The following is a 22,614-nucleotide window of genomic DNA, read 5'->3' on the forward strand; positions in this document are numbered from 1 at the left end:
GGGATCACTTCCGGGCTCCCCTCTCCGGAGGCCCCTGACCGCGCCTTCGCTCTTCGCTCGAATCAGCGCACGCGAACACGAAGAAACCCCCTCCGCTCTGCGTCTCCGCAGTTCGGAGGGGGTCTTCCCCAGTGTGGCGGCGCTAGGATTCGAACCTAGGAAGGCTGAGCCGGCAGATTTACAGTCTGCTCCCTTTGGCCGCTCGGGCACACCGCCGGGGTTGCTGCCCTTCGAACCGCCTTTCGGCGGTGCTCCGTGGCAACGACGTAAACAATACCCGATGGGGAGGGGTGCTCCGCCACCTGATTGATCGGCGCCCGGAGGGCAGGGGGTGGCTAGGCTTGTCCGGATGCGGCCCGGGACCGTTGCCGGGATCGGCGGCCGCCGACGAACGCCGGTGCGTACCCGGTACGCACCCCGATACGCACCCCGATACAAGGAGCCACAGGACATGGCCGACTCCAGTTTCGACATCGTCTCGAAGGTCGAGCGGCAGGAGGTCGACAACGCCCTCAACCAGGCCGCCAAGGAGATCTCGCAGCGCTACGACTTCAAGGGCGTGGGTGCCTCGATCTCATGGTCCGGCGAGAAGATCCTCATGGAGGCGAACTCCGAGGACCGGGTGAAGGCTGTCCTCGACGTCTTCCAGTCCAAGCTGATCAAGCGCGGCATCTCGCTGAAGGCTCTGGACGCGGGCGAGCCCCAGCTCTCCGGCAAGGAGTACAAGATCTTCGCGTCGATCAAGGAGGGCATCTCCCAGGAGAACGCGAAGAAGGTGGCGAAGATCATCCGTGACGAGGGCCCGAAGGGCGTGAAGGCCCAGGTGCAGGGGGAGGAACTGCGGGTCAGCTCCAAGAGCCGCGACGACCTGCAGGCCGTGATCGCCCTGCTGAAGGGCAAGGACTTCGACTTCGCGATGCAGTTCGTGAACTACCGGTGAGGCGCTGATCGGCGACCGGTGACGTGCTGATCCGGCGTCCGGTGCGACGTCGTGTGGAGGGGGCGGGCGCCTGGTGGTGCCCGCCTCTTCCGCTTGCCGGCCGCGGTCCGGGAGCGGCCCGGGGGTGCTCAGTCGCGTGAGTTGCCGAACAGGATCCGGTAGACGATCAGCAGGACGAGGGAGCCGCCGATCGCCGCGGCCCACGTGGCGCCGTCGTAGAAATCCTCGGTGATCGGGCGGTCCATCCAGCGGGCCGATATCCAGCCCCCGACGAACGCGCCCGCGATGCCGATCAGGGTCGTACCGATGAGCCCGCCCGGGTCGCGGCCCGGCAGCAGGAACTTGGCGATGGCTCCGGCCAGCAGTCCGAGGACGATCCAGCTGATGATGGTCATGCCGTCACCCTGCCCTTTCCTGTCGTGCTCGCGCTGTCCCGGCGCTGTGGTCCCGCCCGGGCAGGCTGTGCTCGTGCGGTGTGCGGTGTGCGGTGGACCGGTCACGTGTTCATGCTGTCGTGGTGGTGAGGACGTTCGGGGCACACCCGGTGGTTGCGCCGGTCGGTAGGGTGCGGCCCATGGCGCTTTCCGACTCCGGACTGCGGCGCACCCTGGGGGTGGGTGACGCCGTGGTGATCGGCCTGGGCTCGATGGTGGGGGCCGGGGTCTTCGTCGCCCTCGCGCCGGCGGCGCACGCGGCCGGGTCCGGGCTGCTGCTCGGGCTCGCGGTCGCCGCGGTGGTCGCCTATTGCAACGCCACCTCGTCGGCGCGGCTGGCCGCCCTGTATCCGGTCTCGGGCGGTACGTACGTGTACGGGCGTGAGCGGCTCGGGGAGTTCTGGGGGTATCTCGCGGGCTGGTCGTTCGTGGTCGGGAAGACGGCCTCCTGTGCGGCGATGGCGCTGGCCGTGGGCGCATACGTCTGGCCGGACCGGGCGCACGTGGTGGCGGTCGCGGCCGTGGTGGTGCTGACCGCGGTGAACTACGGCGGCGTCCAGAAGTCCGCCTGGCTGACGCGGGCGATCGTGGCGGTGGTCCTGGCTGTCCTCGCTTCCGTGGTGGTGGTGTGCCTGGGGTCCGGCCGGTCCGCTGCCGGGCGCCTGGACATCGGGGCCTCGGGAGGCGTCGGCGGAGTGCTGCAGGCGGCGGGTCTGCTGTTCTTCGCGTTCGCCGGGTACGCGCGGATCGCGACCCTCGGCGAGGAGGTGCGGGATCCCGCGCGCACCATCCCCCGCGCGATCCCGCTGGCCCTGGGTGTCGCGCTCGCCGTGTACGCGGGCGTGGCCGTGGCCGTCCTTTCCGTGCTGGGGTCGGACGGTCTCGGGGATGCCGCCGCTCCGCTGGCCGACGCCGTGCGTGCGGCGGGGGTGCCGGGGCTGGCGCCGGTGGTGCGGGCGGGTGCCGCCGTGGCCGCGCTCGGCTCGCTCCTGGCCCTGATCCTGGGTGTGTCGCGGACGGCACTGGCGATGGCGCGTGACGGTCATCTGCCCGGCGCGCTGGCCGCGGTGCATCCCCGCTTCCAGGTGCCGCACCGTGCGGAGCTGGCCGTGGGCGCGGTGGTCGCGGTCCTGGCCGCCACGGTGGACGTGCGGGACGCCATCGGGTTCTCCTCCTTCGGTGTGCTGGTCTACTACGCGGTGGCCAACGCGTCGGCCTGGACGCTGTCCCCGGCTGCGGCGGCCCGTCTCGTGCCGGCGATGGGGCTGGTCGGGAGTGTGGTGATGGCGGTTTCCCTTCCGGTGGTGTCGGTGGCCGTGGGCGCGGGTGTGCTGGCGGTGGGCGTGGGCGCGTACGGGGCGCGGCGGTGGGCGGCGTCGCGGTAGTTCCGCCCGGCGCGTGGGCCTCGGGCGGTCGGCTGTGCACCGCTGCCGGGGATCAGTGATCGCCCATCGGCCCACCGGGTATGGGATGTCGGCCGGGTGGCACCGGCCGCCGGCCGGTGGCCTCGTGTGTGCAGCGGGGGGACTGTGGCCGGGCTGCTGTCCCGGGTCCGCTGTTCCTCGGCTCTCAGGTGGTCTCGGGGCGCCGGCGGGCGTCTGGTGCGGTCGGTGGTTTTGCGCGTATGAGGAAGTCGGTCCAGAGCGCCATCTCCGCGTCCTCGTTCGTCTCCTCGTACCAGCCCGTGCCGTCCACCCACGCACGCAGCCAGTCCTCCAGGCCGGGCGCGTCGACGAACCAGGCGTGGCCGGGGTCACCCGGGTTGGGGTCGAAGAGCAGGACGGTGGCCTGCGGGGAGCGGCAGTCCACGCACGCGTACATCGCACAGCCCCAGTGGGATATCGGCAGTACGCCCTCGGGCCAGGGCCAGTCGGGGTCCTTGCGGCCACTCTCGCGGCGGGCGAGGTAGTGCGGGACGGCGGCGGGCTCACCGGAGGGAGGGCTGTCGAGGAGGGGCAGCAGGCCGTACTCCGGGCCGAATCCGCCGTCCCCTATCCGCAGGTAGAGCTCGGCGAGCAGTGGGGGCAGGGCGAAGCCCAGGGCGGCCTCGGCGCGGGCCAACGCGGCCGTGTCGACAGGCGCGGGAAGGGAAGTCCAGCCCCAGGGGCGGGTGTCGCGGGCCTTGGCCGCCACCCGTGCCAGCAATTGCTCGCTCTCGGTCATGGGTTCATCATGCAGGCCGCCGCTGACAGCCGGGCCCGCCTGTGGACAACCCCGGGCCTGTGGAGAACGGGCGGGCCGACCGGGCCGGTGGAGCGTCCGTGGCCACGCTGTGCCCGGGCGGGGAGGGACCGCCGGGGGAACCATCGGCGGCCCCGTACGGTCAGCGGGCCGCGAACGGCTGGTCAGTGCGGATGATCTCGCGGCCGAGCGGGAGCAGCGAGACCGGGATCAGCTTGAAGTTGGCGATGCCGAGAGGGATGCCGATGATCGTGACGCAGAGCGCGATGCCGGTGACGACGTGGCCGAGGGCCAGCCACCAGCCGGCGAGGAGGAGCCACAGGACGTTGCCGACGCACGAGGGCGCGCCCGCGTCACGGCGCTCGACCGTGGTGTACCCGAAGGGCCACAGGGCGTAGACGCCGATGCGGAAGGCGGCGAGGCCGAAGGGGATGCCGATGACGGTGAGGCACAGCAGCACGCCCGCGAACAGGTAGGCGAGGAACAGCCAGCAGCCGCTCAGGACGAGCCATATGACGTTCAGGATGGTCTTCACCGGTGGTGACCTGCCATTTTCTCGAGCCGGTCGATGCGGTCCGCCATCGGCGGGTGCGTGGCGAACATCTTCGACAGCCCCCGGTCCGGGCGGAACGGGTGCGCGATCATCATGTGGCTGGCGGTCTCGATGCGGGGCTCGGGCGGCAGCGGGAGCTGCCTGGTGCCGAGTTCGAGCTTGCGCAGGGCGCTGGCCAGGGCCAGCGGGTCGCCCGTGAGCCGGGCGCCGGAGGCGTCCGCCTCGTACTCCCGGGAGCGGCTGACGGCGAGCTGGATGAGGGTGGCGGCGAGCGGGCCCAGGATCATGATCAGCAACATGCCGAGGAGGCCGGGGCCGTCGTCGTCGTCGGAGCGGCCGATCGGGATCAGCCAGGCGAAGTTGACCAGGAACATGATCACGGAGGCGAGAGCTCCGGCGACCGACGAGATCAGGATGTCGCGGTTGTAGACATGGCTGAGCTCGTGGCCGATGACGCCGCGCAGCTCGCGCTCGTCCAGCATGCGCAGGATGCCGTCGGTGCAGCACACGGCGGCGTTGCGCGGGTTGCGGCCGGTGGCGAACGCGTTCGGCGCCTCCGTCGGGGAGATGTACAGGCGCGGCATGGGCTGGCGGGCCTGGGTGGAGAGCTCGCGGACCATCCGGTACAGCCCGGGGGCCTCGAACTCGCTCACCGGGCGGGCGCGCATCGCGCGTAGCGCCAGCTTGTCGCTGTTCCAGTACGCGTAGGCGTTCGTGCCGAGGGCGACCAGGACGGCGACGACGAGCCCCGCTCGGCCGAAGAAGCTGCCGATGACGACGATGAGTGCGGACAGTCCCCCGAGGAGTACTGCGGTCCTGAGCCCGTTGTGCCGGCGGTGCACGGTACGCCCTCCAAATGGTGCAGCGGGGGAACCCTTTGCTTGCCCGATGGTGCTTCCTGGTCTCCGATGCCACTGGTGCCGCGGTGTCACGTCCAGTGGTCCCTCCCGTACTGGTCAACGCGAGGCGGAGGCCACCAGTTCCCTCGTGCGTACGGCGGCGCGCGGGGGCCGTCCGGACGGGCGGGGGCGGATGCGGCACGCGCGCGAGGGAGGCCGGGTGTCCCCCGCGCGTGTGCCGGGAGCGGCCGCGGTGCGCAGGAGCCCGGTGCCGGTCGTTAGAAGAGCCCGGTGCCGGCGAACCGCAGCACCAGCTGGGGCGCCCCGGACAGGACGACGCCGAGGACCGCGGTCACGGTGAGCGCGGCGGTCAGGGGCGCCGGGACGTGGTGCTTCTCGGGCGTGCCCTGCGGGGCGCGGAACAGCAGGGCCGTCCACTGGAGGTAGTAGAACAGCGCGATGACGACGTTGACGGCCATGACCACGGCGAGCCAGCCGAGGCCCGCGTCGACGGCCGCGGAGAAGACGGTGACCTTCGCGAAGAGGCCGATGACGCCCGGCGGCAGCCCGGCGAGGCAGAGCAGGAAGAACGCCAGGAGCAGGGCGGTCAGCGGGTTGGTGGCGTACAGGCCGCGGTAGTCGGTGACGCGGTTGAGGGACTTCGTACGGCCGACGAGCGCGGCCACCGCGAAGGCGCCGAGGTTCACGGCGCCGTACATGAGGGCGTAGGCCACGGTGGAGCCGATCGGCCGCCGGACGTCGTCGGTGTACGCGGCGGCGGCGATCGGCACCAGGAGGTAGCCGGCCTGGCCGACGGACGACCAGGCCAGCAGCCGGACCGCGCTGTGCGCGCGCGTGCCCTGCTGCCGCAGCGCGCCGGCGTTGCCGACGGTCATGGTGAGGGCGGCCAGCACGGCGAGCGCCGGACCCCAGACGTCGGCGTACGACGGGAGGGCGACCACCGTGACGAGGATCAGGCCGGAGAAGCCGACCGCCTTGCCGATGACCGACAGGTAGGCGGCGATCGGCAGGGGCGCTCCCACATAGGTGTCCGGCACCCAGAAGTGGAACGGCACGGCGGCCGTCTTGAAGGCGAAGCCGACGAGGGTGAGGACGACGCCGGTCTGGGCGAGGGTGAGGAGCTGCCCGTCGACGTCCTGGATCCGGTCGGCGACCCGGGTGAGGTGGAGGGTGCCGGTGGAGGCGTACACGAAGCTGATGCCCATGAGGCTGACCGCGGTGGCGGTGACCGAGGACAGGAAGAACTTCAGGGCGGCCTCGGAGGAGCGCCGGTCGCCGTGGCGGAGGCCGACCAGGGCGAAGGCGGGCAGGGAGGCGACCTCCAGGGCGACGACGAGGGTCGCCAGGTCGCGGGAGGCGGGCAGCAGGGCGGCGCCGGCGGCGGAGGACAGCAGCAGGAACCAGAACTCCCCCTCGGGGAGGCCCGCGCGGGCGTCCTTCAGGGCGGTGACCGACAGGAGGGCTGCCAGGAGGGCGCCGCCGAGGACCAGGAGCTGGACGACCAGGGCGAAGTGGTCCGCCGTGTAGCTGCAGACACCGGTGTCGCCGGTCAGGCAGAAGGTGGCGTGGTCGCCGTCCAGGAGGGGCAGCAGCAGGAGCGTGGCGGCGGCGAGCCCGGCGACCGACACCCAGCCCAGCAGCGCCTTGCGGTGGTCGCCGACGAAGAGGTCGGCGACGAGGACGACGAGTGCGACGACCGCGGCGAGGGTGGGCGGCGCGATCGCGAGCCAGTCGACGGACTGGACCACGGACTGGGCCAGGGAGCTCATCGGGTGCCTCCTGCGAGGAGCTGCTGCACGGCCGGGTCGGTCAGGCCGAGGAGGACCTTGGGCCACAGCCCGGCGACGACGGTGAGGGCGACGAGCGGCGTCCAGGCCGCGAACTCGTAGCCGCGGACGTCGGGGAGTTTCGGCGCGTCGGGCGGGAGGGCGCCCATGCAGACGCGGCGGACCACGATCAGCAGGTACGCGGCCGTCAGCAGGGTGCCGAAGGCGGCGATCGCCATGAAGGCGAGGAAGGCGGGCCGGCTGAGGCCGTCGGCCGGATCGAACGCGCCGAACAGGGCCAGCATCTCGCCCCAGAACCCGCCCAGCCCCGGCAGGCCCAGGGAGGCGACCGCGCCGAAGGCGAGCAGGCCGCCGAGGCGCGGGGCCCTGCCGTACAGGGCGGCGCCCTCCTGGGGGCGGCCCGGCGCGGCGGATCCGCCCGCCGGGGGGCGGTGGCCGGGCGAGGGGAGGGCCAGGGTGTCGAGGTCGGTGGTGCCGGTGCGGTCCTTCACCCCGCCGACCAGGAAGAACAGCAGGCCGGTGATGAGGCCGTGGGCGATGTTGGCGAACAGGGCGCCGTTCACGCCGGTCGGGGTCATCGTGGCGATGCCGAGCAGGACGAAGCCCATGTGGCCGACGGAGGAGTAGGCGATGAGGCGCTTGAGGTCGCCCTTCGCGCCCCGCCGGGCGAGGGCCAGGCAGGCCAGGGACCCGTAGACGATCCCGACGACGGCGAGGGCGGCGAGGTAGGGCGCGAAGGTGCGGAATCCGTCCGGTGCGACGGGGAGGAGGATCCGGACGAATCCGTACGTGCCCATCTTCAGCAGGACGCCGGCCAGCAGGACCGAGCCGACCGTGGGCGCGGCGGTGTGGGCGTCGGGCAGCCAGCTGTGCAGCGGCCACATCGGCGTCTTGACCGCGAGCCCGATCCCGATCGCCAGGACGGCGACGACCTGCACGGACACGCTCAGTGACCGGCCGTTGTCGGTGGCGAGTGCCACCATGTCGAACGTGCCCGCCTCCAGCCCGATCAGGAGCAGGCCGAGCAGCATGACCACGGAGCCGAGCAGCGTGTAGAGGATGAACCGCCACGCGGCCCGGCTCCGGCCCGCACCGCCCCAGCGGGCGATGAGGAAGTACATCGGGATGAGCACCGTCTCGAACGCCAGGAAGAACAGCAGCAGGTCGAGGACGGCGAACGTGGCGAGCGTGCCGGACTCCAGGAGGAGCAGCAGCGGGACGAAGGCCTTCGGGCTGGGGCCCGCGGGCATCTTGAAGTACGCGTGGAGCGCGCTCAGGAAGGTCAGCAGCGCGGTCAGGACCAGAAGGGGGAGGGAGATGCCGTCGATGCCGAGGTGGATCCGCACGTCGAGTGCGGGGATCCAGCTGATGTCCGTGGTGGCCTGCATCTTCGACGGGTGGTCGTGGTCGAAGCCGAGCGCGAGGGCGAGCGCGGCGACGAGGACGGCGCCGGTGACGGTCACGCCGTGCCGCAGCACGGCCTGCTCGGGAGATTTCCCCTTCAGCCCGGGCGGTGCCGGCAGGAGAGCGGCGGCCGCGCCGAGGAGCGGGCCGACGACGACGAATGCCAGAAGGAACTGCATCACGGACTCGCTGATATCGATCACGCCTGCTCACGCTCCCGTGGCGACGAGGACGGCGGCGACCGCCAGGACGACGGTGCCGGCGAGCAGCGCGCTCACATAGGTCTGCACGTTGCCGGTCTGGGCGCGCCGTACGGCGGCCCCGAGCCAGCGGGGCAGCGCTCCCGCGCCGCGCACGTAGGTCTCGACGACCTCCCGGTCGAGGAACCTCACGAGGCTCGCGCCGGCCCGGACCGGGCGGACGAAGAGGGCCGTGTACACGGTGTCCAGGTGGAAGCCGGCGGCCGCGGGCCGGTGCAGCGGGCCGAGCAGGAGCCGGGCCGGGTCCGACGGGTCGGGCGCGGCGGCCACGGTGCCGTACGCGGGCTCGTGGCTCGCGATGGCCTCGGCCTCGACGCGGGCGGCGTCGCCCTCGGGGTGGGCCGCGACGGCGCCCAGGGGGACGCGGGCCGTGAGCGCGGTGGTGTGCCGCCAGGCCGCGTAGGTGACGATGCCGCCGGCCAGGGCCACGCCCGTGCCGAGGACGGAGGTGGTGAGGGTCGGGGTCAGGTCGCGGCCGTCGAACCAGTCGGGCAGCAGGCGGTAGGCGAGTCCGCCGAGGGCGAGGGACGGGACGGCGAGCACCCACAGCACGGTGTTCATGGCCACCGGCTGCCGGCCGTGGTCGGGGGCGTCGGCGCCCCGCCCGCGGAAGGCCAGCAGCCACAGGCGCATCGCGTACGCGGCGGTGAGCAGGGCCGTGAGCAGGCCGGCGACGAGGACGGTCCAGCCCGCGGCGCCGGGGGCGTGCTCGGTGTGGCCGGTGGCGGCGTGCTCGGCGGCGACCAGGACGGACTCCTTGGAGAAGAAGCCGCTGAACGGCGGGATCGCGGCGAGCGCGAGGAGCGCCACGGTCATCGTCCAGTAGGCGTCGGGGACGCGGTCGCGCAGGTTCCGCATGCGGGACATGGCGGCCAGCGAGTTGGTGCCGGCCGCATGGATGATCACACCGGCCGCGAGGAACAGCAGCGCCTTGAAGGCGCCGTGGGACAGGAGGTGGAAGACGGCGGCGCCGCGGTCGCCGACGGCGAGGGCGCCGCTCATGTAGCCGAGCTGGCCGATCGTCGAGTAGGCGAGGACGCGCTTGATGTCGTCCTGGGCGAGCGCGGCGAGCGCCGAGCCGGCCATCGTGACCGCGGCCATCACGGCGAGGACGACCAGCGCGGCCCGCGAGGCCTCGAAGACCGGAAGGAGCCGGGCGACGAAGTAGACGCCGGCGGCGACCATCGTCGCGGCGTGGATCAGCGCGGAGACGGGCGTGGGGCCCGCCATCGCGTCGGGCAGCCAGGTGTGCAGCGGGAACTGCGCGGACTTGCCCGCCACGCCGGCCAGGAGCAGCAGGGCGATCAGTGTGGGGTGGTCGAGTCCGCCGCTCGCGACCGCGCCGAGGACGCGGGTGATGCGGAACGACCCGGCCTCGGTGGCAAGGGCGAGCAGACCGATGAGGAAGGGGACGTCACCGAGCTTGGTGACCAGGAAGGCCTTGAGGGAGGCGGCGCGCGCCTCGGGGGTCTGCCAGTAGTGACCGACCAGGAAGTACGAGCAGATGCCCATGATCTCCCAGCCGACCAGCAGCACCATCAGGTCGCCGGAGTAGACGACGAGGAGCATCGCGGAGGTGAACAGGGAGACGAGGGCGGCGTAGGAGGGATAGCGCGGGTCGTCGCGGAGGTAGCCCGTCGAGTAGATCTGCACGCAGGTGGCGACGAGGCCGACCAGGACGGCGACGAGGGCGGCGAAGCCGTCGACGTGCAGGGCGAGCTCGACGGGGACCGAGCCGGTGGGCGCGAGTTCGGTGGCGGCGTCGACGGCCCGGCCGCCGCCCTGGCGCACGGCGACGAGCACGGCGAGCACCAGAGCGGCGAGCGTCGGCAGGACGGCGAGCGGGCGGACGAAGCCGGGGGCCGTGCGGCCCAGGAGCAGGCCGGCGGCGGCGCCCAGGAACGGAAGGAGGGGGACGAGGACGGCGAGGGTGGTCGTGGTCACGCGGTGGCCTCGGTCTTCTCGGTCTTCTCGGCCGTGCGGGCGTCGCGGTCGGGGCCGTCGCTCGCGCGGCCCTCGGCGGTGTCGCGGAGCTTGTCGATGTCCGAGGTGCCGCGGCTGCGGTGGACGGCGAGGACGATCGCCAGGCCGATGCCGATCTCGGCCGCGGCGATGGCGATGGTGAACAGGGTCAGGGCCTGGCCGGAGTGCAGGGTCTCCTCGGCGGTCCGGCTCAGCCAGACGTCGAAGGCGACCAGGTTGAGGTTGACGGCGTTGAGCATCAGCTCGACCGACATCAGCACGAGGATCGCGTTGCGGCGGGCCAGGACGCCGTACAGGCCGGTGCAGAACAGGAGGGCGGAGAGCACGGCGGGATAGGCGAGGTGCATCAGCGGGTCCCTTCCGCGCCGCGCCGGGTGTCCCGGGCGCCGGGGGCGCTCGTGTCCGGGGCGCCGGGGGCGGGGCCGGGGGGCGCCGCGTCGGCCTTCGCCTTGCGGGACAGGACGATCGCGCCGACCAGGGCGGCGAGGAGGAGGACGGACAGGGCCTCGAAGGGGAGGACCCAGTTCTGGAAGAGGCTCTCCCCGGTCACGCGGGTGGATCCGGCGGCCGGGCCGTCCAGGTCGATCCAGGTGGTGCGGAAGGCGTCGACGACGACCCAGACCAGGGTCGCCGCGGCGGCGACGGCCACGGTGAGGGCGGTCCACCGGTTGCCGGAGTCGGCGTCCGGGGAGCGGCCGATTGGGGCCTTGGTGAGCATCAGGCCGAACAGGAGGAGGACGACGACGGAACCGACGTAGATCAGGACCTGCACCCAGGCGATGAACTCGGCGGTGAGCAGGAGGTACTCGACGGCGAGGCCGCCCAGGGTCACCACCAGCCACAGGGCGGCGTGCACCAGTTGCCGGGTGGTGACGGTGACGAGCGCGGCGCCGAGGGTGACCAGGCCGACGAGGAGGAAGGCGATCTCGACGCCGGTCGGGGAGAGGAAGCCGTGGGCCCCGGCGGCCGCGGCGGTGTGCGGGGCCAGGCCGGCGGTCGCTGCGAGGGTCATTCCCGGCCCTCCCGCCCCGGCTCCGGCTGGTCCGTCTGCTGCCCCGGCTGGTCCGTCTGCTGCGGGGAGTCGCCCATCGGGCGGGTGGGGGATTCCGCCGCGCGGGCCTGCTCGTCGGCGTGGGATTCCGTGCCGGCCGAGGCGGCGGGCGCCGGCCGTGCGGTGGGGCCGGCGGCGGGCGCGGAGGGCCCGCCGGGCGCGGCCTGTTGCCGGGCGGCCAGCTTCTCGGCGGTCTTGCGGGCGGTGGCCAGTTCCTTCGGTTCCTCCGCGCCGGGATCGAGGGCGGGCGGGGCCGGAACGGTCCACATCCACTCGCGGAGCTTGTCGCGCTCGTGGGTCAGATCGCGGATGTCGGTCTCGGAGTACTCGAACTCCGGGGACCAGAACAGGGCGTCGAAAGGACAGACCTCGATGCAGATACCGCAGTACATGCACAGGGAGAAGTCGATGGCGAAGCGGTCCAGGACGTTGCGGCTGCGTTCGCGGCCCCCGGGGGCCGCCGCCGGGATCGTCTCCTTGTGCGAGTCGATGTAGATGCACCAGTCCGGGCACTCGCGGGCGCACAGCATGCAGACCGTGCAGTTCTCCTCGAAGAGGCCGATCACGCCGCGGGTGCGGGGCGGCAGGTCGGGCTGGACGTCCGGGTACTGCTCGGTGACGGTCTTCCTCGTCATCGTGCGCAGGGTGACGGCCAGGCCCTTCGCCAGACCGCTGCCGGGGATGCGGGGCCGGGAGGGCGGGAGCGGGGCGGCCATGGTTACGCGATCACCACCTTGACGACGCCGGTGAGGGCGATCTGGGCGAGGGAGAGGGGGACGAGGAGGGTCCAGGAGAGTTTCTGGAGCTGGTCCTCGCGCAGGCGGGGGTAGGTCACGCGCAGCCAGATCACGATGAAGGCGAGGACGGCCGTCTTCAGCAGGGTCCACACCCAGCCGAGGCCGTCGGCGCCCCAGGGACCGTGCCAGCCGCCCAGGAAGAGGACGGTGGTCAGACCGCACAGGACGACGATTCCGGCGTACTCGGCGAGGAGGAACAGGGCGAAGCGGAGGCCGGTGTACTCGGTGTAGGCGCCGAAGATGATCTCCGAGTCGGCGACGGGCATGTCGAAGGGCGGACGCTGGAGTTCGGCCAGCCCCGCCACGAAGAACACGATCGCGCCGACGATCTGCCAGGGCAGCCACCACCACTCGAAGGCGTCGAGGATGCCGGGGAGGGAGACCGTGCCGGCCGCCATGGCCACGGAGGCGGCGGCGAGCAGCATCGGAAGCTCGTAGGCGAGGAGCTGGGCCGCGGTGCGCAGGCCGCCGAGGAGGGAGAACTTGTTGGCGGAGGCCCAGCCGGCCATGAGGGAGCCGAGGACGCCGACGCCCATGACGGCCAGGACGAAGAAGACGCCCGCGTCGATCACCTGGCCGACCGCGCCCTCGCCGGGGGCGACGGGGACGGCGAGGAGGACCAGGAGGTACGGCAGGAGGGCCACGGCGGGGGCGAGCTGGAAGATACGGCGGTCCGCGCCCGCGGGGACCACGTCCTCCTTCTGCGCGAACTTCACGCCGTCGGCGACCAGCTGGGCCCAGCCGTGGAAGCCGCCGGCGTACATGGGGCCGAGGCGGCCCTGCATGTGGGCCATCACCTTGTGCTCGGTCTGGCCGACGAGCAGGGGGAGGGCGAGGAAGACGACGAAGACGATCAGGAGGCGCAGGGTGACGTCGAGCGCGTCGTTCACCGCGGACCTCCTGCGGGGTTCTCGGGGGATGGGGAAGCTTCGGGATCTCCGGGGGCTTCGGGAGCCCCGGAGGCCTCGGAGGGGTCGGGGTTCCCGGACTTCTCGGGGGGTGCACCGGCCTCGGACATCGTCCCGGCCTCGGACGTCGCCCCGGCCCCGGGCGCCGGCTCGGCACCGGTCACCGGCTCGGCACCGGTCACCGGTTCGGTCCCCTCACGCGACTCCGCCTCGGCGGCCGCCCCGGCCGCGGACTCCGACCCCGCCCCGGGCCTCGGCTCCGCCCCGGGCCTCGGCTCCGCCCCGGGCCTCGGCTCCGCCCCGGGCTTCGCCTCCTCCCCGGACTCGTCGAAGGCGGGGCGGGCGTGGTGCCAGGGGGCGTCCGGGCTGTGGGGGGCGACGGGCGGCTTCGGGGGCCGGCCCGCGGCGCCCGGGGACGTGGTGCGCCGGGCCGCGGCGCCCGCGCCCGTGCCGTCCGACGGCGTCCCCTCCCCGGGCGCGGACCGCCGGCTCGCGGTGCCCTCCGCGGCGCTGCGGGCCCGGCCCGGCCCGGCGGGCGCACCCGTGCCCGCACGCTGCGACGCCGAACCCTCGCTCGCGCTCCGCGCACGACGCGGTGCGGCCGGGGCACCCGGAGCCGCGGTCCCCGCACCGGAACCCGTCGCTCCCTGCCCGGCGGCCGCCTCCTCCGCCGCGGCGTCCACCGCTCCGGCCCGCTGGCTCGCCGAACCCCCGCTCGCGCTCCGCGCACGACGCGGTGCGGGCGGGGTGCCCGGAGCCTCGGCCGCCGTCCGGCCGGCCGGTCCCTCCGCCGCCGACCTGGTACGGCGTGCCGGCCGGTCCCCCGCCGCGCGGGCTCCCCGGGCCGGGGCGGGCGGGAGCTGGCCCTTCAGCGGGCCCCACTCGTTGGGGTCGGGGACGCCCGGGGGCAGCATCTGGCGGCGCTTGGGGCCGCCGTGCTCCGACTCCCCGGGCTCCTTCGCGCCCGGCCAGGCCTTGGCGACCCGGGCCGCCAGGACGAAGTCCTTGCGCAGCGGGTGGCCCTCGAAGTTCTCCGGCAGGAGCAGGTGGTCCAGGGCCGGGTGGCCCTCGAAGACGACGCCGAACATCTCGTGGGTCTCGCGCTCGTGCCAGGCGGCGCCCGCGTAGACGTCCACCGCCGAGGGCAGGGCCGGCGCCTCGTGCGGGACCGTGGTGCGCAGCAGCAGCCGCCGCACCGGCGCGAGGGCGGCGACGTGCGCGACGACGCGGAAGCCGGTGCCCGGTTCGTCGACCGCGCTCAGCCAGTCGAAGTACGTGCAGCCCAGCCGGTCGCGCGCGGTCTCCAGCGCGGGGATCCAGGCCGCGGGCGGGACGTCCACCGTCAGGACCTCGTACGACTCCTCGGCCGTGGCCTGCGCGCCGAAGAGTTCCTCGACGTCGGCGGGCAGCCAGCCGGCCGCGGTCATCGGTCCTCCCCCGCGGCCGGGGGCGGCGGCTGCACCAGGCCGCTCTGCAGGGCCGCCGCCGAGGGCCGGGGGGCCGGCCCGTACCGCTCCCCCAGCGACTCCCGGGCGATCTTCTCCTGGAGCTTCAGGATGCCCTGGAGCAGCGCCTCGGGCCGGGGCGGGCAGCCGGGGACGTAGACGTCGACCGGGATGATCTGGTCGACGCCCTTGGTGACGGAGTACGAGTCCCAGTACGGGCCGCCGCAGTTGCTGCACGCGCCGAAGGAGATGACGTACTTCGGCTCGGGCATCTGCTCGTACAGGCGCTTCACCGCCGGGGCCATCTTGTCCGTCACCGTGCCGGACACCACCATCAGGTCGGCCTGGCGCGGGCCCGGCGCGAACGGGATGACGCCGAGGCGGATGAAGTCGTGCCGGGCCATCGACGCGGCGATGAACTCGATCGCGCAGCAGGCGAGGCCGAAGTTGAACACCCAGAGCGAGTAGCGGCGGCCCCAGTTCAGGATCACCTTCATCGGCTCGGGGGCCAGGCGGGCGAGCGCGCCCAGCCGCTTGGGCTCGGGGAGCGGCACAGGGGTGGGGGTGGAGGCGGGGGTGGGGGTCACGTCCATGCCAGGACGCCCTTCTTGTACGCGTAGAGCAGGCCGACGGCCAGGAAGCCGAGGAAGACGAACATCTCCACGAGGGTCGTGGCGCCGTAGCCGGGGGCGGCGAAGACCGTCGCCCAGGGGAACAGGAAGATCGAGTCGACAGCGAAGACCACGTACAGGAACGCGTAGACGTAGTAGCGGACCTGGGTGTGCGCCCAGCCCTCGCCGACGGGGTCCACGCCGCACTCGTACGTCAGGAGTTTCTCGGGGGTGGGGACCACGGGGCGCAGCAGGCGGCCCGCGCCGAAGGCGACGGCGACGAAGAGCACGCCGATGACGGCGAGCAGTCCGACGACCGAGTAGGACTCGAAGTAGTCCGCCGCGACGACGGTCGTGTTGACGACGGTCGGTTCCGGCACGTCCGTCCCTCGCTCCCTGACCCTGACCCTTTGACCTGCGGCCCGTGACGTCCCGTCGGTGGCCCGTGACCCCGGGCACCCGGCCCGGAACCCGCGGCCCGAAACCTGGTGGACCCCGCTGTTCGACGATCCGTACGCACGGGAGTCTAGGGCCTGCTAAAGAGAGGGTAAGCAGCCCGTCACGTCGTGGGACACGGCGGTGGGGTTTTCCCCAGCGGGATCGCGGCGGTCCGCCTCATGGCGCGGCGTCGCGGCGCACGGCACGCTGACCCGTATGACCGAACGCCTCATGTCACCGCCGCGCGCCGGACACCTGAGTGAAACCGGACACCCGGGCGAAACCGGACACCCGGGTGAAGCGGACAGCGACCGCCTGCCGCCGGCCCGTCTCGCCTACGACCGGCACACCTGGAAGGAGATCGCCCACCTGCTGGCGAACCTCCCGGCGGCGCTGCTCGGGTTCACCTACGTCATGACGGTGCTGTTCACCGGTCTCGGGCTGACGATCACGGTGATCGGGTTCCCGTTGCTGGCGGCCGGGCTGGCGGGCGCGCGGCTGCTGGGCCGGCTGGAGCGGGCGCGGGCCCGGGCGCTGCTCGGGGTGCGGGTGGACGAGCCGAGCCGGCTGTCCCTGCGCGGCGCCGGCGGGTTCCTCCCGCGGCTGTGGATGACGCTGAGGGACCCGGTGGGCTGGCGTACGGTCCTGTACGGGTTCATCCGGCTGCCCTGGGGCATCCTCACCTTCACGATCGCGCTGACCTCGCTGTTCGTGCTGTGGCCGGTGCTGCCGTTCATCGCGCGGGGCCTGGCCAACGCCGACCGGGCGATGGTGCGGGCCCTGCTGTCGCCCTCGGACGAGCTGGAGCGGCGCATCGCGGAGCTGGAGTCGGACCGGGGTGTCGTCGTCGACACGGCCGCCGCCGACCTGCGGCGCATCGAGCGCGACCTGCACGACGGGGCGCAGGCCCGCCTGGTCAACCTCGCCATGGGGCTGGGCCTGGCGAAGGAGAAGCTGCTGGAGGGGCAGGCCGACGAGCACGTCGCGGCGATGGTCGAGGAGGCGCACGGCGAGGTGAAGCTCGCGCTGCAGGAGCTGCGCGACCTGGCCCGCGGCATCCATCCCGCCGTGCTGACCGACCGCGGCCTGGACGCGGCGCTGTCCTCGGTCGCCTCGCGCTGCACCGTGCCGGTGAAGGTGACGGTCGACCTGGCGGAGCGGCCCGCGCCGGCGATCGAGGGCATCGCCTACTTCACCGTCTCGGAGCTGCTGCAGAACGTCAGCAAGCACAGCGCGGCCCGGTCGGCGTCGGTCGACGTGTGGCGCCAGGACGACCGGCTGCTCATCCAGGTGCGGGACGACGGCCGCGGGGGCGCGCGCGTGGACGGCGGTACGGGCATGCGGGGTCTCGCCGACCGGCTGGGCGCGGTCGACGGCCTGTTCGTCGTCGATTCGCCGCAGGGCGGTCCGACGACCGTCACGGCGGAGCTGCCGTGGCGGAACCGCACGGCCGCCGCCGGCCCGCGGTAGGGAAAACCCCCCGTCCGGGACGCCGACGGACTCCATGGTCCGCCGGGCCGCGGCCGCGCAGGGTGGAGGCAGGACAGGACAGCCGCAGAACGAGGGGAAGGACGACGCCGATGACCACGGAGTACGGACAGGCCTACGGGCTCGACAGCGTTCCCGGCCGGGCCGGTGGGCGGCGTCCCCGGCTGCCGGCGGGGCTGCGGGCGCCGTTCGAGGCGCGCAGCCGGCGCGAGCTCGGCTACGTGCTGCTGGGTCTTCCGGTCGGCACCCTGCTGTTCAGCTACGCGGTCACGATGGTGTCGCTGGGCGCGGGCCTGCTGGTGACGTTCCTCGGGATCCCGGTGCTGGCGGCGGCGCTCGCCGGGTGCCGGGGGTTCGGGGCGATGGAGCGGGCACGGGCGCGCGGGCTGCTGGGCCTGGACGTGGCCGACCCGGAGCCGCTGCGGCCGGCGAAGCCGGGCGTGCCGGCCTGGACGGGGGCGGTCCTGCGCAGCGGCGCGTCGTGGCGGGCGCTGCTGTACGCGCTGGTGCAGTTCCCGTGGGCGGTCTTCTCCTTCGGCGTCGCCGTGACCGTCTGGACGTGGGGCTGGGCGATGCTGACCTACCCGCTGTGGTTCTGGGTCTTCCCGATGTACGTCGGCCAGGACGGGCTCCAGGTGTACGGCGACGGGACCCACCGGATCCATCTGGACAACCCCTTCGAGATCACCGTGACCGCGCTGGTGGGTCTGCTGTTCGCGCTGGCCGCGCCGTGGATCGTGCGGGCGCTGACGACGGTGGACCGGATGCTGGTGCACGGGCTGCTCGGGCCGTCGCGGCTGTCGGCGCGGGTGGTGGAGCTGGAGTCGGACCGGGGTGTCGTCGTCGACGCGGCCGCCGCCGACCTGCGGCGCATCGAGCGCGACCTGCACGACGGGGCGCAGGCCCGCCTGGTCGGCCTCGCCATGGACCTCGGGCTGGCGAAGGAGAAGCTGAAGGAGGACCCGCGGGCGGCGGCGCGCATGGTGGACGAGGCGCACGGCGAGGTGAAGACGGCGCTGCAGGAGCTGCGCGACCTCGCCCGCGGCATCCACCCGGCCGTGCTGACCGACCGCGGCCTGGACGCGGCGCTGTCGGCGGTGGCGTCGCGGTGCCCGGTGCCGGTGCGGGTGGAGGTCGACCTGGCGGAGCGGCCGGCGCCGGCGATCGAGGGCATCGCCTACTTCACGGTGTCGGAGCTGCTGCAGAACGTCGGCAAGCACTCCCGGGCCGCCGCCGCGGCCGTGGAGGTGTGGCGGGTGGAGGACCGGCTGCTGCTCCAGGTCGTGGACGACGGCGTGGGCGGGGCCGACGCCTCGGCCGGCTCGGGGCTCGCGGGGCTGGCGGAGCGGCTCGACGCGGTGGACGGGATCCTGGTCGTGGACTCGCCGCCCGGCGGTCCCACCCGGGTGACCGCGGAGCTGCCGTGGCGGACGGACCGGGTGCGCTGAGCCGCCCGGGTGACGCCGGGGCCCGGCCGGTCCCGCGGTCCGTCCGCGGAGCGGCCGGGTCCCGGCCGGGTCCGGGGTGCGCCCCTCGGATCGCGTGGCCCGTGCGCAGGGATCCCCCCGATGCTGGGATGCTGGACGTGTTCGCAGCGACGGCGCGGAGCCGGCATGGGCCAGGGGGGCGGAAAACGTGGAGAACAGGGTGCGGGTGGTCATCGCCGAGGACTCGGTGCTGCTCAGGGAGGGCCTGACCCGGTTGCTGACCGACCGCGGGCACGAGGTGGTGGCCGGTGTCGGGGACGGCGAGGCGCTGATCAAGACGATCACGGAGCTGGGCGACCAGGGCGAGCTGCCGGACGTGGTGGTGGCGGACGTGCGGATGCCGCCGACGCACACCGACGAGGGCGTGCGGGCCGCCGTACAGCTGCGCAGGGCGCATCCGGAGCTCGGCGTGCTGGTGCTGTCGCAGTACGTGGAGGAGCGCTACGCCACCGAGCTGCTGGCCGGTTCCAGCCGTGGCGTCGGCTACCTGCTCAAGGACCGGGTGGCCGAGGTGCGGGAGTTCGTGGACGCGGTGGTGCGCGTGGCCGCGGGCGGCACGGCCCTCGACCCGGAGGTCGTCGCGCAGCTGCTCGGCCGCAGCCGCAAGCAGGACGTCCTCGCGGGGCTCACCCCCCGGGAGCGGGAGGTCCTGGGCCTGATGGCCGAGGGGCGGACGAACTCCGCGATCGCCAGGCAGCTGGTGGTGAGCGACGGCGCCGTCGAGAAGCACGTCAGCAACATCTTCCTGAAGCTGGGGCTGTCCCCGAGCGACGGCGACCACCGGCGGGTGCTCGCGGTGCTGACGTACCTCAACTCCTGACCGGCTCGCGACCGCGCCGGGCCCCGGCCGAGCAGGCGAATCCTTCCGAAGTCGTGTCCATCATGCGAATGGCTCAGGAAGGCGGCCCGCGCGGTCGTAGGGTTGATCCTGGGATGGTCTGCGGAAGGCCAGCCTCGGACAACCGCCTCGAGGGAGGTCCAGTTCAGTGACCAGCCAGGTCAGTAGTCCAGCGGAGCAGGCCGACGAAGCGGCCGTGGCGGAGCGGCGCACACCGGCGGGGGCGAAGGACGTCCGCCGGCTGGACCGGGTGATCATCAGGTTCGCGGGGGACTCCGGTGACGGGATGCAGCTCACCGGAGACCGCTTCACCTCGGAGACGGCGTCCTTCGGCAACGACCTGTCGACGCTGCCGAACTTCCCGGCCGAGATCCGCGCGCCCGCCGGCACCCTGCCGGGGGTGTCGTCGTTCCAGCTGCACTTCGCCGACCACGACATCCTCACCCCCGGTGACGCGCCGAACGTGCTGGTGGCGATGAACCCGGCCGCCCTGAAGGCGAACATCGGCGACCTGCCGCGCGGCGCGGAGGTGATCGTCAACACCGACGAGTTCACCCGGCGGGCGATGCAGAAGGTCGGCTACGCGACCAGTCCGCTGGAGGACGGCTCCCTCGACGGCTACCAGGTGCACCCGGTGCCGCTGACCACCCTGACGGTCGAGGCGCTCAAGGACTTCGACCTCACCCGCAAGGAGGCCGAGCGCAGCAAGAACATGTTCGCGCTCGGGCTGCTGAGCTGGATGTACCACCGGCCCACCGAGGGCACCGAGAAGTTCCTGCGGACGAAGTTCGCGAAGAAGCCCGACATCGCGGAGGCGAACATCGCCGCCTTCCGCGCGGGCTGGAACTTCGGCGAGACCACCGAGGACTTCGCCGTCTCCTACGAGGTGGCCCCGGCCGCCGCCGCGTTCCCGCCGGGCGTGTACCGCAACATCTCCGGCAACCTCGCCCTGGCGTACGGCCTGATCGCCGCCTCCCGCCAGGCCGACCTGCCGCTGTTCCTGGGCTCGTACCCGATCACCCCGGCCTCGGACATCCTGCACGAGCTGTCCAAGCACAAGAACTTCGGGGTGCGGACCTTCCAGGCCGAGGACGAGATCGCCGGGATCGGCGCGGCGCTGGGCGCGGCCTTCGGCGGCTCCCTCGCCGTGACCACCACCTCCGGCCCGGGCGTGGCGCTCAAGAGCGAGACGATCGGCCTGGCCGTCTCCCTGGAGCTGCCGCTGATCATCGTCGACATCCAGCGCGGCGGGCCGTCGACCGGCCTGCCCACCAAGACCGAGCAGGCGGACCTGCTGCAGGCGATGTACGGCCGCAACGGCGAGGCGCCGGTCCCGGTGATCGCCCCGCGCACCCCGGCCGACTGCTTCGACGCGGCGCTGGAGGCGGCCCGCATCGCGCTGGCCTACCGCACGCCGGTCTTCCTGCTGTCCGACGGCTACCTGGCCAACGGCTCCGAGCCGTGGCGCATCCCGGAGCCGGACGAGCTGCCGGACCTGCGGGTGCGGTTCGCGCAGGGCCCCAACCACACCCTGGACGACGGCACCGAGGTGTTCTGGCCCTACAAGCGCGACCCGCACACCCTCGCCCGGCCCTGGGCGATCCCGGGCACGCCCGGCCTGGAGCACCGCATCGGCGGCATCGAGAAGGAGGACGGCACCGGCAACATCTCCTACGCCCCGGCCAACCACGACCTCATGGTGCGCACCCGGCAGGCGAAGGTGGACGGCGTCGACGTCCCCGACATCGAGCCCGACGACCCGGACGGGGCGAAGGTGCTGGTGCTGGGCTGGGGATCGACGTACGGGCCGATCACCGCGGCGGTGCGGCGGCTGCGGGCGGCCGGCGCGTCGATCGCGCAGGCCCACCTGCGGCACGTCAACCCCTTCCCGGGGAATCTCGGCACCGTCCTGAAGCGTTACGACAAGGTGGTGATCCCCGAGATGAACCTCGGCCAGCTCGCCACCCTCGTCCGGGCGAAGTACCTGGTCGACGCCCGCTCGTACACCCAGGTCAACGGCATGCCGTTCAAGGCGGAGCAGCTCGCCGCGGCGCTCAAGGAGGCCATCGATGGCTGAGACGATCCCCCAGGCCACGGGCACGGTCGAGGCGCTCTCGCTCGTGCCGAAGGCCGAGGCCGCGCAGTCCATGAAGGACTTCAAGTCCGACCAGGAGGTGCGCTGGTGCCCCGGCTGCGGCGACTACGCGATCCTGGCCGCCGTGCAGGGCTTCATGCCCGAGCTGGGCCTGGCGCGGGAGAACATCGTCTTCGTCTCCGGCATCGGCTGCTCCTCCCGCTTCCCGTACTACATGAACACCTACGGGATGCACTCCATCCACGGCCGCGCCCCGGCGATCGCCACCGGTCTCGCCACCTCGCGCCGCGACCTGTCGGTGTGGGTCGTCACCGGTGACGGCGACGCGCTGTCCATCGGCGGCAACCACCTCATCCACGCCCTGCGCCGCAACGTCAACCTCAAGATCCTGCTGTTCAACAACCGGATCTACGGCCTGACCAAGGGCCAGTACTCCCCGACCTCCGAGGTCGGGAAGATCACCAAGTCGACTCCGATGGGTTCGCTGGACGCGCCCTTCAACCCGGTGTCGCTGGCGATCGGCGCGGAGGCGTCCTTCGTGGCGCGCACGGTGGACTCCGACCGCAGGCACCTGACCGAGGTGCTGCGGCAGGCCGCCGCCCACCCGGGGACCGCGCTGATCGAGATCTACCAGAACTGCAACATCTTCAACGACGGCGCCTTCGACGTGCTCAAGGACAAGCAGCGGGCCGAGGAGGCGGTGATCCGGCTGGAGCACGGCCGGCCGATCCGCTTCGGCCGCGACGGCTCCAAGGGCGTCGTGCGGGACCAGGCGACGGGCGACCTGAGGGTCGTCGCGGTGACGCCGGACAACGAGGACCGGATCCTGGTCCACGACGCGCACGCCGCGTCCCCGACGACCGCCTTCGCCCTGTCCCGCCTCGCCGATCCGGACACCCTGCACCACACCCCGATCGGCGTGTTCCGCTCCGTCGACCGCCCCGTCTACGACACGCAGATGGCCGACCAGCTCGACACGGCCGTCGAGCAGCGCGGCAAGGGCGACCTGGCCGCGCTGCTGGCCGGGGGCGACACCTGGACCGTCGTGGGCTGA

Annotated in this window: 21 protein-coding genes and 1 tRNA gene; 7 read left to right on the forward strand and 15 right to left on the reverse strand. The window is 73.1% G+C overall.

Going from position 1 to position 22,614, the window contains the following annotated elements; all coding sequences use genetic code 11:
* Positions 1-134: 134 nt before the first annotated feature.
* Positions 135-216: transfer RNA gene (locus ABD363_RS02015), tRNA-Tyr, on the reverse strand.
* 235 nt (positions 217-451) lie between these two features.
* Here ABD363_RS02015 and ABD363_RS02020 point away from each other — a divergent pair.
* Complete coding sequence (locus ABD363_RS02020; protein WP_344599573.1) at positions 452-940, forward strand: YajQ family cyclic di-GMP-binding protein; 489 nt, start codon at positions 452-454, stop codon at positions 938-940.
* Positions 941-1,068: 128 nt separating this feature from the next.
* Here the strand turns inward: ABD363_RS02020 and ABD363_RS02025 are convergent, their stop codons facing one another.
* On the reverse strand, positions 1,069-1,335 hold the full coding sequence (locus ABD363_RS02025; RefSeq protein WP_344599574.1) for a GlsB/YeaQ/YmgE family stress response membrane protein: 267 nt from the start codon (positions 1,333-1,335) through the stop codon (positions 1,069-1,071).
* Positions 1,336-1,514: 179 nt separating this feature from the next.
* Here ABD363_RS02025 and ABD363_RS02030 point away from each other — a divergent pair, with 179 nt between their 5' ends.
* Positions 1,515-2,759 carry an APC family permease gene (locus tag ABD363_RS02030; protein WP_344599575.1) on the forward strand — a complete coding sequence of 415 codons (1,245 nt, stop codon included), beginning with the start codon at positions 1,515-1,517 and terminating at the stop codon, positions 2,757-2,759.
* 184 nt (positions 2,760-2,943) lie between these two features.
* On the opposite strand, the gene ABD363_RS02035 is transcribed toward ABD363_RS02030, so the two are convergent.
* The 13 genes from ABD363_RS02035 to ABD363_RS02095 form a co-directional block, all read right to left on the reverse strand.
* Positions 2,944-3,537: an SMI1/KNR4 family protein gene (locus ABD363_RS02035; RefSeq protein ID WP_344599576.1), complete on the reverse strand. Its 594-nt coding sequence runs from the start codon at positions 3,535-3,537 to the stop codon at positions 2,944-2,946.
* A 160-nt stretch (positions 3,538-3,697) separates the two neighbouring features.
* On the reverse strand, positions 3,698-4,090 hold the full coding sequence (locus tag ABD363_RS02040) for a YccF domain-containing protein (RefSeq protein ID WP_344599577.1): 393 nt from the start codon (positions 4,088-4,090) through the stop codon (positions 3,698-3,700).
* Positions 4,087-4,950, reverse strand: a complete 864-nt coding sequence (gene htpX, locus ABD363_RS02045; protein ID WP_344599578.1) for a zinc metalloprotease HtpX — start codon at positions 4,948-4,950, stop codon at positions 4,087-4,089. Before htpX ends, ABD363_RS02040 begins: the two co-directional genes overlap by 4 nt.
* Positions 4,951-5,225: 275 nt before the next feature.
* Positions 5,226-6,737, reverse strand: a complete 1,512-nt coding sequence (locus tag ABD363_RS02050; RefSeq protein WP_344599579.1) for an NADH-quinone oxidoreductase subunit N — start codon at positions 6,735-6,737, stop codon at positions 5,226-5,228.
* Entirely contained in the window at positions 6,734-8,362 is a 1,629-nt protein-coding gene (locus ABD363_RS02055; protein ID WP_344599580.1) for an NADH-quinone oxidoreductase subunit M, read from the reverse strand. The genes ABD363_RS02050 and ABD363_RS02055 overlap by 4 nt, the downstream gene beginning before the upstream one ends.
* Positions 8,363-8,368: 6 nt before the next feature.
* Positions 8,369-10,363 (reverse strand): NADH-quinone oxidoreductase subunit 5 family protein, encoded by a 1,995-nt coding sequence (locus ABD363_RS02060; protein WP_344599581.1) that lies wholly within the window; start codon positions 10,361-10,363, stop codon positions 8,369-8,371.
* Positions 10,360-10,749, reverse strand: coding sequence for an NADH-quinone oxidoreductase subunit NuoK (gene nuoK, locus ABD363_RS02065; protein WP_344599582.1), 390 nt, complete (start codon positions 10,747-10,749; stop codon positions 10,360-10,362). The genes ABD363_RS02060 and nuoK overlap by 4 nt, the downstream gene beginning before the upstream one ends.
* Positions 10,749-11,414 (reverse strand): NADH-quinone oxidoreductase subunit J family protein, encoded by a 666-nt coding sequence (locus ABD363_RS02070; RefSeq protein ID WP_344599583.1) that lies wholly within the window; start codon positions 11,412-11,414, stop codon positions 10,749-10,751. The genes nuoK and ABD363_RS02070 overlap by 1 nt, the downstream gene beginning before the upstream one ends.
* Entirely contained in the window at positions 11,411-12,169 is a 759-nt protein-coding gene (locus ABD363_RS02075) for a NuoI/complex I 23 kDa subunit family protein (protein WP_344599584.1), read from the reverse strand. Before ABD363_RS02075 ends, ABD363_RS02070 begins: the two co-directional genes overlap by 4 nt.
* Positions 12,170-12,171: 2 nt before the next feature.
* Positions 12,172-13,140, reverse strand: a complete 969-nt coding sequence (locus ABD363_RS02080) for a complex I subunit 1/NuoH family protein (RefSeq protein ID WP_344599585.1) — start codon at positions 13,138-13,140, stop codon at positions 12,172-12,174.
* Complete coding sequence (locus tag ABD363_RS02085) at positions 13,137-14,585, reverse strand: NADH-quinone oxidoreductase subunit C (RefSeq protein ID WP_344599586.1); 1,449 nt, start codon at positions 14,583-14,585, stop codon at positions 13,137-13,139. Before ABD363_RS02085 ends, ABD363_RS02080 begins: the two co-directional genes overlap by 4 nt.
* Positions 14,582-15,196 carry an NADH-quinone oxidoreductase subunit B gene (locus tag ABD363_RS02090; protein WP_344599587.1) on the reverse strand — a complete coding sequence of 205 codons (615 nt, stop codon included), beginning with the start codon at positions 15,194-15,196 and terminating at the stop codon, positions 14,582-14,584. Before ABD363_RS02090 ends, ABD363_RS02085 begins: the two co-directional genes overlap by 4 nt.
* Positions 15,187-15,594 (reverse strand): NADH-quinone oxidoreductase subunit A, encoded by a 408-nt coding sequence (locus tag ABD363_RS02095; protein ID WP_344599588.1) that lies wholly within the window; start codon positions 15,592-15,594, stop codon positions 15,187-15,189. The genes ABD363_RS02090 and ABD363_RS02095 overlap by 10 nt, the downstream gene beginning before the upstream one ends.
* Positions 15,595-15,868: 274 nt before the next feature.
* Between ABD363_RS02095 and ABD363_RS02100 the strand changes: the two genes are divergently transcribed.
* The 5 genes from ABD363_RS02100 to ABD363_RS02120 all read left to right on the forward strand — a co-directional run bounded on the left by ABD363_RS02100 (position 15,869) and on the right by ABD363_RS02120 (position 22,614).
* Positions 15,869-17,122, forward strand: a complete 1,254-nt coding sequence (locus tag ABD363_RS02100; RefSeq protein ID WP_344599589.1) for a sensor histidine kinase — start codon at positions 15,869-15,871, stop codon at positions 17,120-17,122.
* Positions 17,123-17,232: 110 nt separating this feature from the next.
* On the forward strand, positions 17,233-18,588 hold the full coding sequence (locus ABD363_RS02105) for a sensor histidine kinase (protein ID WP_344599590.1): 1,356 nt from the start codon (positions 17,233-17,235) through the stop codon (positions 18,586-18,588).
* Between the two features lie 187 nt (positions 18,589-18,775).
* The gene (locus ABD363_RS02110; protein WP_344599591.1) at positions 18,776-19,447 is read left to right on the forward strand and encodes a LuxR C-terminal-related transcriptional regulator; all 672 of its coding nucleotides are present in this window, start codon (positions 18,776-18,778) and stop codon (positions 19,445-19,447) included.
* A gap of 166 nt (positions 19,448-19,613) precedes the next feature.
* Complete coding sequence (locus ABD363_RS02115) at positions 19,614-21,542, forward strand: 2-oxoacid:acceptor oxidoreductase subunit alpha (protein WP_344599592.1); 1,929 nt, start codon at positions 19,614-19,616, stop codon at positions 21,540-21,542.
* Positions 21,535-22,614 carry a 2-oxoacid:ferredoxin oxidoreductase subunit beta gene (locus ABD363_RS02120; RefSeq protein ID WP_344599593.1) on the forward strand — a complete coding sequence of 360 codons (1,080 nt, stop codon included), beginning with the start codon at positions 21,535-21,537 and terminating at the stop codon, positions 22,612-22,614. Before ABD363_RS02115 ends, ABD363_RS02120 begins: the two co-directional genes overlap by 8 nt.

The organism is Streptomyces glaucus (genome assembly GCF_039533365.1).
GTDB lineage: Bacteria > Actinomycetota > Actinomycetes > Streptomycetales > Streptomycetaceae > Streptomyces > Streptomyces glaucus.